We start from the raw sequence: 15,213 nt of genomic DNA, 5'->3' as shown, positions 1-15,213 counted from the left end.
ACGGCGACTTCGACGCCTACTGGGCCTGGCACGAGAAGCAGGAGTTCACCCGCAACCACCAGGCCCGCTATCGCGACACGCTCATACCCGCAGCTTGATCACCAGAGCCCTCATTAGATCTGCACCCAACGCAGACAGGGGAGGTTGCCGTGGCCGAGGTTGTAGCTCAATCACTCCCGGAAGGAGCTCACGGCGAAGGTCCAGCCTCGCCGTGTCCCCACTGGGTCTTCAACCACCGGGTATGGACGGGGCAGCGGGTACGAGCCCGGTCGGCGGTGACGGTACGGTTGCGCGACGGACGAATGCCAGCACGGGCGGACGGAACGCGCCGGGCCGGGAGGCCCCGGCGGAGGGGTGGGGCAGTGGCGACGGTAGTACTGGTGCACGGGATCTGGAACCGGCAGCGGGGGATGACCGCAGACCTGGCTGCGACGGCACTCGCCGACGCGGCGCTGCCCAAGTTGGCCCGGGGGCTTCAGGCAGCCCAATTGCCGCACACCCCGCTGCCTGCCCTGGCCATGGCCTACTACGCGGACCTGCTGACGGACGGCGCGGAGCTGCAGTCGGCCGGTGAAGACGGGCTGGAGGGGTTGTCGGACTCCGAGCTCGCACAGGCGTGGCAGTGGCTACTGGCCGCAGGTGCGCCGGGACTCCAGGAGTCCCAGGCGGGCTGGCTGTCCCCGGTACGGCAAGGGCTGGGCTGGCTGGTGCGGCAGCACGGCGGTGACCTGCGGACCTCCCGGGCCCGGGAGGAGGCGATGGTCCGACTGGAGCGGCTCGTGTGCGCGTTGATCCGGGAGGTCGACGCTTACACCTCCCGGCCGCAGGTCAGGAAGGCCGTGCGCGAGCGGGTCCGGGAGGCGATCCGAGCGCACCGGCCGCAGGTGGTGGTCGCGCATTCGCTGGGGTCGGTGGTGGCGTGGGAGACGTTGTGCGCCTCCCCGGAGCTGGACGTGGAGCTCCTGGTAACGCTGGGCTCCCCGCTGGGGCTCCCCGCACTGACGCAGAGACTGGAGCCGCCGCTGCGGCATGGGAAAGGGCTCCGGCCCGCGGGGGTGAGGCGCTGGGTGAACATCGCGGACGGGGGAGACCTCGTCGCCCTCCCGCCGGAGCTCGGCGGGATCTTCCCCGTGGACACCCATATGACCACGGGCATCGGCCCGTTCGATCTCCATACCCTGGGCGGATATCTGTCGAACGGCATGGCAGCGGCAGCGATGGCCCCCTATCTTTCGTCCTGACAGGCAGTGATCCGGCCGGTCAGGGACGTCTTCCGGCCCGGAGTAGGCGTACGTACAGCCCGACGGGGAGAGGGAGGGACGCGGAATGGTGCGCTCGCTGGTGGTCGGCGCGGGAGGCTTCTCCCAGGTCCTCGTCGACGAGGAGAGCGCTGCTCGGGGAGAGGCCCCGTTCGAGCACCTGCCGAGTGTGGCCGACGCAGTCCACGATGTCGCCAGGGCGATGCGAGCGGCCGGGATCGAGGTCGGCGAGCCGCTGCAGGACCCCACCAGGGACGTGCTGATCGACACGTGGAACGCGGCGCTCGAGCAGTCGGCGCACCAGCCGCTGGTCGTGCACTTCAGCGGACACGGCGAGTACGACAACGGGAGCCTGTACCTGGCCGTGCGCGGCAGTGAACGCGGCCAGCGGCTGCGTCCGACGAGCGTGGAGGCGGACGCGCTGCTGAAGGACGCCCTATCGGGGAAGTCGCCCGTGCTGTTCCTGTTGGACGTCTGCCAGGCCGGCTACGCCGTCACCAGCCAGGCCTTGAACGACCTGGTACGAGCGGCAGCCGCCCGTAAGCCCAGTACCCGCAATGTGTGGGTGATCGGGGCGTGCGCCGCTGGTGAGACCACGCAGCAGGCCATGTTCAGCCGCGCGACCGCCACGGTCCTCCACCGCTTGGCCGAGGGCCTGATCGACGTGTCCCCCGCCTTGGAGCACGTGCCCGTCGAGACGTTCGCGGCGGACGTCGCCCGGGAACTCGCACGGGCTGGCGGGCTTGGCCAGTCCGTGGTCCGTACCCCGACGGATCTGGCCCTGGAAGAGGTGCCTGGGTTCTTCCCCAACCGCTCCTACGCGGAGGACGCACCCGGCCGCTTCCTCGCCGGAGTCGACGCCGCCCTGCGGCAGCTGGCACTCGACACGGATCCGTCTCTCGACCTGCTGCACTTCGCCACCCGCGCCGCAGGGAACAGACGGGCGGATGTGTGCCAGTTCTCCGGCCGCACCTCCCAGCTTGAGCAGATCCAGGCCTGGCTCGACGACCCAACAGGCGGCCAGGCGCGGCTCCTGGTCGTCACCGGCGGCCCCGGCAGCGGCAAATCCGCCCTGCTCGGCGTCACCGCCTGCCTCCTGCACCCCGAGCTGCAGCCGCTCCGGCGTAGGGTGCGCGCCCGCATCGCCGGCTTCGACCCCCGCCCCCGGGCCCGCATCCTCGCGGTCCACGCCCGTCAGCTGACGTCCCACCAGATCATCGACTCGCTTCTGCGTCAGCTGTCTGCCCTCACCGGCGGGCCCACGCCGGCCAGCTCCGACGGCGGGGAGGAGAAGCAGGCCTCTGAACAGGGGGACGGGGCGGGCTTCGACAAGCTGGCGGCCCGGATCCGCGCAACCGGCCCGGTAGTCATCGTCCTGGACGCGCTCGACGAGGCCACAGACCCCGCCGCGGTGGTGCGCGAGCTCGTCCTGCCCCTTGCTGGCGCCGCGTCCGACGACGGCGACCCGACACCCCACTGCCGGGTCATGGTCGGCACCCGCCCCTGGTGGGACGCCCTCCACGAACTCCACGAGCACGCCGTCACCCGGCCGGAAACCCTCCTCACCCTCGACCCTGCGACAGACGACGACCGGCAAGTGCTGGCCAGCGATCTCGCCGAATACCTCGGCCAACTCCTGGAGGATCACTACTCCCCGTCGGTCTCCGGGACGATCGCCCACCGCCTCGCCCACCACGCGGAAACTGGCGCGTTCCTCATCGCCGCGCTCTACGCCGACCACCTCGTCCAGCAGGCGGAGGCCGGGCGGCCGCCAGCCGCCGACGACATCGCCGACAACCTACCCTGCACCATCACCGACGTCTTCGACCTGCACATCCAGTCTCTCGTAACCGCCGACCCCTGGGTCCTGCCCGTCCTGCAAGTCCTCGGCCAGGCCCGCGGCCAGGGCATGCCCCTCGACCTCCTCCACGAAGCGGCCCTCGCCCACACCCACCGGGACACCGAAGTAGACCGGAAGCCGACCCTGGAGGACACCCGCAGGGCCCTACTGAAAGCCGCTTTCTACCTGCGGACCGCCCCCGACAGCGATCACCACCTGCTCTACCGCTACTTCCACCAGGCATTGGTCGACCACACCGCGCCCACAACCGATCCCGTCGTCGTCCACGACGCCCTGGTCAGGACCGTTCCCGCACCCGACGGCACCCCGGACTGGGAACTTGCCCACCCCTACCTCAAACGGCACGCCGCCGCCCACGCCTTGGCCGCCGGACGCGCCCATGTCGACGACCTCCTAGAGGACCCGCTCTTCCTCCTGCACGCCGACCCCGACGGCCTCGCCCCGTACCTCCACCACGCCACCACGGAAACAGCCGTCCACCACGCCCACATCTACCGCACCACCGCCACCCACCACCCCGAGCGCCACCTGACCGCCACACGCAGGGACCTCCTCGCCGTCGATGCCGCCGCCTGGAAGGCACCGGCTCTCGCCAGGGCACTCTCCACTGCACCCGTCGACCACCAGGCATCCCCCCTCGTACCGGTCTGGGCGACCAGCAGCACCGCCCACCCAGCGCTCCTGCACACCCTCATGAAGCACACCGCCGCGGTAGCCGCGGTGGCGACGGCAGCCACCGCCGAAGGCCAGGCCCTCGCCGTGAGCGCCGGTGGCGGGGAGACCCGCGTGTGGGACCTGGACACCGGTGAGCACGTGGCACGCTTCCGCGGCAGCAGTGAAGGCCCGGTGGCGACGGCAGCTCTACCCGACGGTCGCGTCCTCGCCGTCACCATCGAGAAGGGCAGAGCACGGGTGTGGGACATGCTCTCGGGCCGGCACCTGCACCATCTCGCCAGCCGCAGCCGCCAGCTCAGTTCGGTGGCGACGGCGGTGCTGCCCGACGGCCGCGCCCTCGCCATCACCACCGACGGCGGCGCGGCGCGGGTGTGGGACCTGCTCTCAGGCAGGCACCTGCGCGGCCTGCCCGGCCACGCCGGTGCGGTGCGATCGGTGGCGACGGCGGTGCTGCCCGACGGCCGCGCCCTCGCCATCACCATCGACCGCACCAAGACGGCACAGGTGTGGGACCTGGTCGCCGGCAAGCGTCTGCGCGGCCTGCCCGGCCACGCCGGTGCGGTGCGATCGGTGGCGACGGCGGTGCTGCCCGACGGCCGCGCCCTCGCCATCACCACCGGCATCGGTGGACAGATCCGAGTCTGGAACCTAGAGACCGGCGACCGCGTGCACTCCCTCACTGGCCCCGCCGGTGTGGTACTGGCCGTGGCGACGTTGGTACTGCCCAACGGCCAGGCCCTAGCCATCACCACCGACCGCACCAGGACGGCACAGGTGTGGGACCTGGTCACCGGCAAGCGCCTGTACACCCTCACCGGTCACACCCACGCGGTACTGGCCGTGGCGACGTTGGTACTGCCCGACGGCCGCGCCCTCGCCGTCACCACCGACCGTGTCGGGAAAGGCCTGGTATGGGATCTGGCTGCGGCCAAACATCCGATGCACCCCCGAAGGGGTCACCTCCGCGCGGTCGGTGCGGTGGCGACAGCGACGCGGTCCGGCGGACGGACCCTCGCGCTCAGTGCCGACAACCTAGTGGTCCAGGTACGGGACCTGGTCTCCGGTGAACAGCTGTACTCCCTCACGGGACACACCGGCAGCCTGCTCGAACTGGCAACGGCAACGTCTTCCAGCGGGAGGGTTCTCGCCGTCACCGCGGGGTTCTTCGACACCGTGCAGGTGTGGGACCTGGAAAGCAGCCAGCCTGAACCCCTCTCCAACCTCGCGGACACGATCCGTGCCGGGAGGAGAGCAGTACTGCCAGGCGGGGAGGTCCTCACCGTCGACACCGGTGAGCAGTGGCCGGGGGAACTCGCCACGGGCAGTGAGGCTGATCTTCTCGACCAGATCACAGACGGCCCCCTCCCTCAGGGTTCACTGGCTGCTGTGCTGGACAACGGCATGGTCGTCGTCACCGAGGAAGGGCGCAGGGGCAGGATCTCAACCGACTGGACCCTGCCCAGCTTCCGCCGACCCGGCTGGCACACCCGTTCCTCTCCCGAGATCGCCGCGATGATCATGGCTGACGGCAGGAAAATCCTCGTCCACCCCGGGACCAGATGGGTCAAGGAGCTTCACACCGGAAAGCACCTCGCCCCCCTCACCAGACTCGCCACCCGCTTCGACCCGGCGAGCTCGATCGCTGTGACGACGCTCGCCGACGGCACCGTCCTCGCCGTGACCGTCGGAATCGGCGGCGGAGCCCACGTGTGGGACATGAACAGCCAAAAGCAACTCCACAACCTCGGCAACCACCCCGGCCAGGTCCTCGCGGTGGCCACCGCCGTGCTGCCCGACGGCCGTGCTCTCGCCATCACCACCCACAGCACGGGGAACGTACGGGTGTGGAACCTCGCGGAAGGCCGCCAGATCGGTCGGGAGATCAGCCTTCCTTTCCGCAACGTGCAGGCCGTCACCGCCACAGGCAACGGAATCGTCCTGGGCTACGGCCCCGACGTTGCCCACTTCGTATGGAACACACCGGACTCAACCAGTGGATGCAACACCGGGCTTGCTGGATCGATCGTAGGTGATCGTTAAGGGCTTCGGCGGGTGTCTTCCAGCCGAGGGTCTTGCGGGGGCGGCTGTTGAGCGTGGCGGCTGCTGCCGCGATCTCCTCAGCGCTCCGGCGGGACAGGTCCGTGCCTTTCGGGAAGTACTGGCGCAGTAGGCCGTTCGTGTTCTCGTTCGTGCCGCGCTGCCAGGGGCTGTGCGGGTCGGCGAAGTAGACCGGGATGCCGGTCTCGATCGTGAACTGGGTGTGGGCCGACAGCTCCTTGCCGCGGTCCCAGGTCAACGACCGCAGCAACTGCTCGGGCAGGGTGGCGACAGTGGCGGTGAGCGCGTCTTTCATCGTCACCGCGCCGTAGTCGGCCAGTGGCGGTCCGTTCCTGGTGCGGGGGACGGTGCCGAAGCCGTCCTGACGGGGCAAGCGGACCAGCATGGTGTACCTGGTGGTGCGTTCGACCAGGGTGCCGATCGCCGAGCGTTCCAGTCCGATCAGCAGATCGCCCTCTCAGTGCCCCGGCACGGCGCGGTCATCGGCCTTGGCCGGCCGCTCGCTGATCAACACCTCGGGCGTGACGTGAGCCCATGCCTTCCGCCTGGATCAGGCCCAAGGAACCCGCAGGGCCCTGCCGGTGCGCAGCCAGGTGACGAGCTCACGTTCAAGTGCTCCCCGGCCTTCGACGAACAGGGCCTGGTAGATCGCCTCGTGGCTGATCCGCAGGGACTCATCATCGGGGAAGTCGACCTTCAGCCGGTTCGCGATCTGCTCCGGACTCCATGCCGTGGCCCACCGGCGATCGCCGCGGTGCGGCTTGTTCCGGCCCTTCCACGGCGCCGCCTCCGGCCCCAATGCCGTGCCGTCCGGGCGGCTGACCTTGCCCGAAAGCCTTTCCTGTACGTAGTCCCGCAGCTGGTCGTTCGCGGCCGGCTTCGGGCGTTGGGCCACCGGATCGGCCTTCCACTGCGCGACCGAGGCCCGGTGGTCCAGCCGGCCGCCCCAGGTCGCGGCGTTGCGCCGCAGCTCCCGGGATATCGTCGACGGAGCGCGGCCCAGCCGCCGGGCGATCTCCCGTACCCCAATGTCTTGCGCCTTCCAGATCGCGGTCTCCTCACGCTCGGCGAAGGACAGGTACCGGCCGGACAGCGGGGCGAGATCCATGGCGGCATCCCGCCACCGTGCCGGAACCAACGCCCGCCCACAGCCTGGGATACGCCGACCGCGGCCGCCGCCTCCTCGGCGAGCAGCCCCTTGGCGATCTCACGCCAAAACTCGCGCTCGACCTCCCGCCGAAGCGCAGGCGCACCCGGCTACTTCATCGGCGACCGCCCCGTCAACGCCTGCATCCATCCAGCTGGCCGGCCCATCAACACCTCCGAGGACGAGGTGTTGCAACGATCGGTTGAATCCGCCTTGGCAGCCGCGATCCGAGTGGAAAATCACCGGACCGTCGGGCCGCCGGCTGTGGCAGGCGGCCCGCAGCGCGTCGGAGACGAGTTCGGTCCGCAGGTGGCTGGCGGTGGCCCAGCCGACCACGCGGCGGGAGGCGATGTCGATGACGGTGGCCAGGTAGAGCCAGCCCTGATCGGTGGGGACGTAGGTGATGTCGCCGCACCAGCGGGTGTCGACGGCGTTCGGGGAGGGCCGGAAGTCCCGCAGGACGAGGTCCGGGCGTGCGGCGGCGTGCGGGTCGGGGATTGTGGTGCCGCCGGCCTCGTCTGCGGTGTCGGCCCTGCAGGCCGGCCTGGCGCATCAGGCGCGCGACCCTCGGCGGCCGCACCGGTCGCCGTCACGCTTGAGTACGGCATGTATCCGAGGGGCGCCGTAGCTGCCGCGCGAGGTCTCGTGGACCTCAGCGATCTTCTCGGTCAGGTCCGCGTCGCGCACCGCGCGGGGGCCGGGTTCGGCAGTGCGGCGGGCGTAGAAGGCGGCACGGGAGACCTTCAGCAGCTCACACATCCGTTTGACGTTGTGACCCGCCTGCTTCTCCGCCTCGATGAACGGGTGCACCGTCACCGGGTCTCCTTCGCGAAGAAAGCCGTGGCCCGGCGGAGGATGTCGACGTCCTCGCGCAGACGGCGGTTCTCCTGCCGCAGCCGGGCCAGTTCCTCGCGTTCGTTGCTGGTCAGGCCGTCGCGTTCGCCGGCGTCGACCTCGCTCTGCCTGATCCAGTCGCGCACCGCGGTCTCGGTCAGGTCGAAGCCCTTGGTCACCTGGCCGACCGACCGGTCACCGCGTCGGCACAGCTCGACGATCTCGGCCTTGAACTCCGGCGTGAACGAGCGGAGAGGACGCGGCTTCTTCTTCCCCATGCTCTCCATGATGGACATCATCCTTCCGGGGCCGAAGCCCCTGATCAGGAGTGTCCGTCAAAGCGGATCAAGCCCAGCTTCGCCAACGTGGGCTTTATCTCACTGTGGGTGGCGCTTTCCGGGTTCGAGAGGCTGGGACTCCAACTCCTCCAGGGCTTTCACAGCTTCCTCCGTCGCGCCAGCCCGCTGGTAGGCCTGGGCGGATGCCTCCCGCGTGGTCCGGATCTTGCTGGTCGGGCGCCCGGCGGCGAGGAGGGTGTCGGCGAGTTTGCCGAGCGTCTCACCCTCCCGGTACGCATCGTTCAGCTCGCGGAACACGGCGACAGCACGCTCACCAGCCTCCACCGCCTGCTCGTACGCTTCAGCGCCCCGCAGCGCGGTGCCGAGGTTGTTCCAGGCGGTAGCTTCGCTGTAGCGGTCGCCAAGGTCCTGGTAGTGGGCAAGGGCGGTGCGGTGGGCGTCGAGGGCTTCGTCGAAGCGCCGCAGCTCCCGCAGCGCGGTGCCGAGGTTGTTCCAGGCGGTAGCTTCGCTGTAGCGGTCGCCAAGGTCCTGGTAGTGGGCAAGGGCGGTGCGGTGGGCGTCGAGGGCTTCGTCGAAGCGCCGCAGCTCCCGCAGCGCGGTGCCGAGGTTGTTCCAGGCGGTAGCTTCGCTGTAGCGGTCGCCAAGGTCCTGGTAGTGGGCAAGGGCGGTGCGGTGGGCGTCGAGGGCTTCGTCGAAGCGCCGCAGCTCCCGCAGCGCGGTGCCCAAGTTGTTCCAGGCGGTAGCTTCGCTGTAGCGGTCGCCAAGGTCCTGGTAGTGGGCAAGGGCGGTGCGGTGGGCGTCGAGGGCTTCGTCGAAGCGCCGCAGCTCCCGCAGCGCGGTGCCCAAGTTGTTCCAGGCGGTAGCTTCGCTGTAGCGGTCGCCAAGGTCCTGGTAGTGGGCAAGGGCGGTGCGGTGGGCGTCGAGGGCTTCGTCGAAGCGCCGCAGCTCCCGCAGCGCGGTGCCCAAGTTGTTCCAGGCGGCGGCTTCCTCGATTGTGTTGTTGCTGTTGCGTGCTGCGGTAAGAGAGATCTCGGCAACATCCAGATAGCTTTCGAACCAGCGGCGCAGGTTGAGATATGGGCCAAGGTATGAAGCCAGGGCGTGGGTGATGTCGTCGTGGCCCGCTGTGTGGGCGGTGTGGACGGCGGCAATGAGGTTGGCGCTTTCAGCGTCGAGCCAAACCAACGCCTCCGCGCGGCCGGCGAACTGCTGCCCCCGGCCGCTGTCGATGATTGCCGGGTTCACGTGGGCGATCGCGTCCTGTGCGGTGAGGGTGTAATGGTCTAGGAGACGGGTCAGGGCTTTGGCACTGTGCTGGGGGCTCAGCCAGGCCTGTTCGGTGGCGTAGGCGCGGACGAGGTCGTGCATGCGCCAGCGTCCGGTGCCGGGGTCCTGGCGGATGAGACTGGCCCTGGACAGGGCGACCAGCCGGGTGCGGACGTCCTTGAGTTTGGTGATGCCGGTGACGGCGGCGGCGGTGTTGGTGGACAGGTCGGGGCCGGGGTTGACCGCCAGGAGTCGGAACAGCTCGGCCTGGGGTGGGGCCAGTCGCCGGTAGGAGCGCTCCAGCACTGTCCGTACCGCCCGCAGCCCGTCCTCCAGCACACCGAGGCGCTCTCCGAGGTCTTCCAGATCGTCGGCGAGCCGACCAGGTGTGAGGGAGCGGTCCGCGGCGAGTTGGGCGGCGGCGATCTGCAGGGCGAGCGGCAGGTGCCCGCACAGCTGAGCGATCCGTGCAGTGCCGTCGGGGTCGGCAGCGATCCGCTGGTCCTTGGGGAGGACGGTGCGCAGGGCGGTATCCATCAAGGCGACGGACTCCTCGGGGCCGAGGACGTCGAGGTCAACGAGGCGGGCGCCGAGGGCGGTAGCGAAGTCGTCGCGGGAGGTGACCAGCAGCCGGTGCGGCCCGTCTGCGGGGACGAGGTGCTGGACCTGGTCGGCGGTGGAGGTGTTGTCCGCCAGGACCAGGATGCGTTCGCCTGCGCGGGTGCGGGCGGTGAGCTGGGTGCGGTAGAGGGCTGCGCGCTGGTCGGCCTCAGGCGGGATCCACTCCGGATCGGTGCCGAGGGCATTCAGAACCATGTCCAGGGCCTGGCCGGCATCGAGGCTGGTCTCGTCGTAGCCGTGCAGGTCGAGGAACAGCACGCCGGTGAACATGCCGCGCTGCAGGACGGCATGGGCGACCGCGAGGGCGAGGGTGGTCTTGCCCATGCCGCCCATCCCGAGCACGGATGCCACCACCACCACCTCCGTAGATGGTTCATTGGCTTCGGGCGACGGGTCCAGGAGAGCCAGCAGGTCCTCCAGCTCCCGGTCTCGGCCGGTGAACCCGGTAGGAACGGCTGGTGGCGGTGCCAGAGGTGGCAGCTCCAGCCTCAGTACGGCATCGCGTTCCAGCCCGTGATGGTGGTGGACGGTCACATCCCCACCGGACCGGTCGATGCTTCCGTCGTTACGGGCTTGGGTGAGCGGCTCGGGGTCTGCAACGTCGAGAGGCGTGCCGTCTGGGGATGCCAGTACCGCTGTGATGCCGTGTGGCGCCTGCGGGTGGGCGGCCAGGTGTCGGCTCAGTGCCAGACGGGCCGTCCATTCGGTGTCGCGTGTCAGCAGGGTCCGCAGATAGTCGGCGGCGGCCCGGTGAAACCGGTAGACAGTGTCGGAGCCGGGGGAAGTGGCTGCCGCCAATAGCCCAGCAGTGAGGAATTCGGCGACATCGCCCAACCCGGCATCCGGCACGACAGCGTCGCGGAGGACATCCAGGACAGGCAGGGTGAACGCGCCGAGGGCTGATGCGGCGATGGCCAGGCGCAGGGCGGGTGCGCCCGGCTCAGTGTCTGCGAAAGCCCTGGCCGCAGCCCTGGCATGTGTATCTGAGTCCGGGCTGACGTGCGTGGCTGACGAGGGCTGCGCCCCGAAACGCTGGGGAGGGCGTCCGGTTGCAGGAACCAGAACTGCTTCGCAGCCGTTCGGGTCGGTGCGTACCAGAGCCCGGGCCCAAGCTTCCACACTCTCGGGGTCGAAGGTAATGACAGGAAGGGCCTGCCATGGCTCGTCTCCCGGGAAACGGCGTATGACACGAGGCCGCCGGTACCCGAGGTGACGTCCCACTGCGCCCGGCACGGCGGCGGTGGCCCTGGTACGTGGCAGGCTCAGGCCGGACATCTGCCACAGGTGCCGGGGGAGCGGGTTGAGCAGGGCCATAGGCGACACCGTGCCCCACACGTGCAGGCGTTGCCACAGGATCGGGGAGTACCACCCATGGGCTGCGCAGTCTGAGACTACGACCGTCAGTCGCCGGGCGGCCGGCAGGCTGCCCGGCGGGGCCGCCGCCATGGGCCGGACCTGGCCGCGGAGGTCGCGCAACACGGGCGCGCCGTCAGAGGTGTGCTCAAGTTTCCACGCCTGCACACTGCGGAATGCCCCGAGCGTGTGGAAGACCTTGACCAGGGCGCGTACGGGTTCGTCCCACACCGCCATGGCGGTGCCCTGGTCCACGATCACGACCGCATCGAACCAGGGCTCGGATGACGGGCGAGTGTGCGGGGTAAGTTGCCCGGTGCGCGTGTAGTGCTCGACCGTGGCATCTACGTCCAACTGCTGGTTTACAGCCGAAGGGTGCTGCCTGCGGAGCGGACGCAAGGAACGTCCAATGGCCAGAGCCCCCGGGAGTGCCGGGGCGCGTCCGATGCTCAGCGGCCGCCCCAGCACGGGGCCGCCGTTGCCGCTGAGCAGCACGTCCGACCCCTCAAGACCGCCCCGGTGAGCAGGGCCGGGGAGGCGTCTCAAGGGTGGCTGAGCATCCTGAGGCGGCTGCTCGGTGATTTCGCTGGTGCCCGCATCGGTGTTCTGGCCGAAACGATCGGGCTCGGCGCCGTGCTCGCGGGATTCCGCGATGGCAAGGAGGAGCGAGTCGGCGACGTCCTCCGCCTCGATGCCGTGCCGGATGAGTGCTGTCAGAGCCCGCAGCACCGACACTGGGAGCTTGCCGGCCTTCGCGCGGCCCGGGACGTGCGCATCAGGCACGTCCCAGCTCCCGCAGCAGCAGCGACCTCAACTCGTCGCGCTCGTCAGGGTCTGCAACGCCTGCATCCCGCAGTACCAATACCGCGTTCAGCAACTGGTCGATGGCCAGATGGTCCTTCGAGTCGAGCCGTTCGGCGAACTTGGCGATCAGGTGGCCTTCGTCCGGCTCGACCGAGTCCAGGTGCGCGGTAACGATGGAGGCCAGTACCTCCTTGTCCAGCGGTGGCATGTCGAAGCGGATGCACCGGCGCAAGAACGGTGCTGGGAAGTCCCGTTCGCCGTTGCTGGTCATCACGATGAACGGAAACGCCGCACCGGCCACTCTGCCCCTGGTGACCGTGGCCATTTCGTCGTCACCTGTCTCCCCTTCCGGTACGGAAACAGCCGTGCGGACCCTGACTTCCCGCACCGGATGGCGGGACAGTTCGGGAATCTCGAAGGACCCCCGCTCGAGTACGTCCAGCAGGTCGCTGGGGAGGTCCAGGTCACTCTTGTCGATCTCGTCGATCAGCAGCGCCCTCGGCCGGTCGCTGGCACGGGGCAGCAGTGCCGTACCCAGCGGGCCGAGCTCCAGGAATTGCCCAATGTCCGACTCTTCCGCGGGGCGCGATCTCTGGCCAAGGTTGTGCGCGTGGATTCGACCCAGCGCATCGTATCGATACAAGGCGTCCGCCAGCGTGCTGCGTGACGTGATGTGCCATCGCAGCACCTCGCCCAGCCCTGCCTCCACTGCCACCTGCTCGATCAGTGTCGACTTTCCTGACCCGGCTGGACCAGTCACAAGCAGTGGCCTGTGCAGGTGCAACGCCGCATTGACTGCCCGCACCAGGCCCGGAGCAGGCAGGTAAGTTCTGGCCGCGCCCCTCGCCCCCTCGCGGCGCGCAGCGCGCCATGGCGGCGGCGGCGGTAGATCAGGCAGAACCTCCGGAGCTTTTCCGGTGCCTCGGTAGTATGGCATCCAACTCATACATTTTCCTCGAAAGTCGTCGGTATTGGCGCCCCGAACACCCGGCCCTCATGCCGTTCACAGAATTCTTGCCAGAACTGGTCGTGCCATGCGATTCGCACCGTCTCCAGCGCGCCGCACTCGTGTTCCGGGGATTTGCCGATCAGGTGAGCCTTATGAGCCTGATAGAGGCGGGACATCTGGACGGGAAGACCGTCCCAGTGTCGCTCGACTGTGGATTTTATGTCTTCTCGGTAGCCGAGAGAGGATTCCGGGCCCGGATCCTGCCAGATGATCGCGGGTGTATGGATGAGGAGTTCATCAACCAAATCCTCCCATCCGGACGTTGACGTGCCTGCCAGCCAGACCCCATCACTGCTTGTGCAGTCCATTAGATGCAGGTCCAACTGCTCGTAGTCCAGCTCACCCCCCGGCACAAGTTTGATCACAGGGCCGGCCCCCTGCTCCAGCGCATTCAGCAGCTTGCGGCCGTTCGCCTGCGCGATGCTCCTGTCGTCATGCAGGCGCAGCAGGCCGTCCCATCGTGGCGTCACCTGATAGTCGACGCCCAGCCGGGTCTGCCGTCCCTGCTGGTCGGCTGGATGCTGATTGATCAGGTAGGAAGCAGGTGCAGCCACATCGACGTGGACCAGCGTCTCTCCGGCAGCCCCAACCACCTCCGAGGCACGCTGCACCACGTCACCCACCATTGCCCGAGGGGTCTTCCCGTGACTCTTGAAACGCCCCTGGGGAATCCCGGCGTAGAGCAACGATGCGTTTACCGCTATTACCTCGTCATTGACGTCGGTCTCCAGTGCGAGAACCAGGCGGAACTCATCTCGCGGCTCCCCCAGTCCCGATCGCTTCCAGTGTTCCTCAAGCACCGGCAGAAAATCCGGCCCGGGCCGCCAGCTGCGCAGCGGCTCTGGAATATCTTCACCGCCCCGCACTCGGACGAGGATGGCAAGGAGTCGGGCCAGCAGGTCCCACGAAATTGGCGGACCGGGCCGATTGTACGGAGTGCGCCTGACCCGAAGGGCATGCTCTATTATTTCGGAAAAAGTTATCGGAGATTCTCCGTGCGGGTAGAGAATACCCACCGGAAATCCTGCCCTCAAGGCGACCTTGCGGGCCTCTTCGGCATTTAGTTGACCATCAAACCGCCCCAGGCGATTGAGCAGGTCGGCACACATTTGAGAATCCTCAAAAATTCCCTGAAGATGATTCACCGCCAGGTTCTGCTCGTCATCCCGTGCCGTGAAATCGGTCAGCCAGGATTTCAAGCGAGCCGCTTGAATTATCGGCAGGCACAGGCTTTCTGGGAATTTCAGAAATTCCTGGAGCTGCTTTACCTTGGCATGCGCATGCCTGCTGAAAGGAGGCACTACTTCGACCGGGCCGATAGGCCCGTCTGCCCCCACGTCTTCCAGTGCCAGTGGGGGCTGGTGGTCGCTGTGCCGCTCCAGGAGTTCGGTGAACGTCAGTTCGTCGAACAGATGGTGCGCCGGTTCGGCGTGCAGGCGTCGATGCCCAAGGGCCGGGTCCGCTTCGGCGACGATGCCGACCAGCCGCCCGTGGCAGAAGATGGCACTGCCTGAGGTCCCTGCCCAGGGTGAACCTGTCCGTGAACTTTCCGGCCAGGTAGAAGTGTCCAGCACCCATCCCCGGCCGGCCGGGCCCAGACCTGAGGTGCTGACCAGGGGGAGCTCACCCCGCAGGTACTCCGCCTGCGCCTCGCCGCCGTTCTCGGCGAACAGTGGGAAGCCCCCGCCCTCATACGGCAACGGCACTTTCCCCAACGGCCGCCCCCACCGCACCGGCTCGCAGCCGCCCAACTCGACAGGCTCGTCCAGCCACAGCAGCGCCACGTCCGCTTTACTGCTGCCGGGAACATAGCCGCGGGGGGCAGGCCAGCACACTCGGGCTGCGCGTTCGTGCAGGGGCGGGCTGAGGGTCGAGTGCCCGACGCGCACGTCCACCCCGGGCCTCAGCCGCCACGCGGAGTCACAGACGACGTGAAGACTGGTCAAGACCAGCTGAGGCCCGATCAGGTAACCGCTGCCGTTCGGTAGGCCCCCGACGCGGATCAGCACCAGCCTCGCCGGATCCAT

8 protein-coding genes and 2 pseudogenes are annotated in these 15,213 nt (G+C 68.7%); 2 read left to right on the top strand and 8 right to left on the bottom strand.

Features of this window, described 5'->3' with window-relative positions:
• Positions 1–380 precede the first annotated feature (380 nt).
• Positions 381–1,241, top strand: a complete 861-nt coding sequence (locus tag SNE206_RS35635) for a hypothetical protein (RefSeq protein ID WP_407917715.1) — start codon at positions 381–383, stop codon at positions 1,239–1,241.
• An 85-nt stretch (positions 1,242–1,326) separates the two neighbouring features.
• Positions 1,327–5,835, top strand: a complete 4,509-nt coding sequence (locus SNE206_RS35630; protein ID WP_407917714.1) for an AAA family ATPase — start codon at positions 1,327–1,329, stop codon at positions 5,833–5,835.
• Here SNE206_RS35630 and SNE206_RS35625 read toward each other — a convergent pair.
• From SNE206_RS35625 to SNE206_RS35590, 8 genes and pseudogenes are all read right to left on the bottom strand, one after another.
• Positions 5,804–7,110 (bottom strand): annotated as a pseudogene (locus SNE206_RS35625) (IS30 family transposase); the annotation flags it as partial. The gene SNE206_RS35630 and the pseudogene SNE206_RS35625 overlap by 32 nt on opposite strands.
• Positions 7,061–7,459: a transposase gene (locus SNE206_RS35620; protein WP_407917721.1), complete on the bottom strand. Its 399-nt coding sequence runs from the start codon at positions 7,457–7,459 to the stop codon at positions 7,061–7,063. The pseudogene SNE206_RS35625 and the gene SNE206_RS35620, both read right to left, overlap by 50 nt.
• Before the next feature lie 93 nt (positions 7,460–7,552).
• A complete protein-coding gene (locus tag SNE206_RS35615) occupies positions 7,553–7,816 on the bottom strand; it encodes an IS3 family transposase (RefSeq protein WP_407917713.1) in 264 nt (87 codons plus the stop codon).
• Complete coding sequence (locus SNE206_RS35610; RefSeq protein ID WP_407917712.1) at positions 7,813–8,121, bottom strand: transposase; 309 nt, start codon at positions 8,119–8,121, stop codon at positions 7,813–7,815. Before SNE206_RS35610 ends, SNE206_RS35615 begins: the two co-directional genes overlap by 4 nt.
• A gap of 90 nt (positions 8,122–8,211) precedes the next feature.
• A complete protein-coding gene (locus SNE206_RS35605) occupies positions 8,212–10,371 on the bottom strand; it encodes a tetratricopeptide repeat protein (RefSeq protein WP_407917720.1) in 2,160 nt (719 codons plus the stop codon).
• A 330-nt stretch (positions 10,372–10,701) separates the two neighbouring features.
• Positions 10,702–12,102: pseudogene (locus SNE206_RS35600) on the bottom strand (SAV_2336 N-terminal domain-related protein); the annotation flags it as partial.
• A 46-nt stretch (positions 12,103–12,148) separates the two neighbouring features.
• The gene (locus tag SNE206_RS35595) at positions 12,149–13,123 is read right to left on the bottom strand and encodes an ATPase (protein WP_407917711.1); all 975 of its coding nucleotides are present in this window, start codon (positions 13,121–13,123) and stop codon (positions 12,149–12,151) included.
• Positions 13,120–15,213, bottom strand: coding sequence for a trypsin-like serine protease (locus SNE206_RS35590; protein ID WP_407917710.1), 2,094 nt, complete (start codon positions 15,211–15,213; stop codon positions 13,120–13,122). The genes SNE206_RS35595 and SNE206_RS35590 overlap by 4 nt, the downstream gene beginning before the upstream one ends.

It is taken from the genome of Kitasatospora sp. NE20-6 (genome assembly GCF_045862635.1).
The sequence above is the reverse complement of the archived record's forward strand: the minus strand, read 5'-3'. Positions and strand labels throughout refer to the sequence as shown.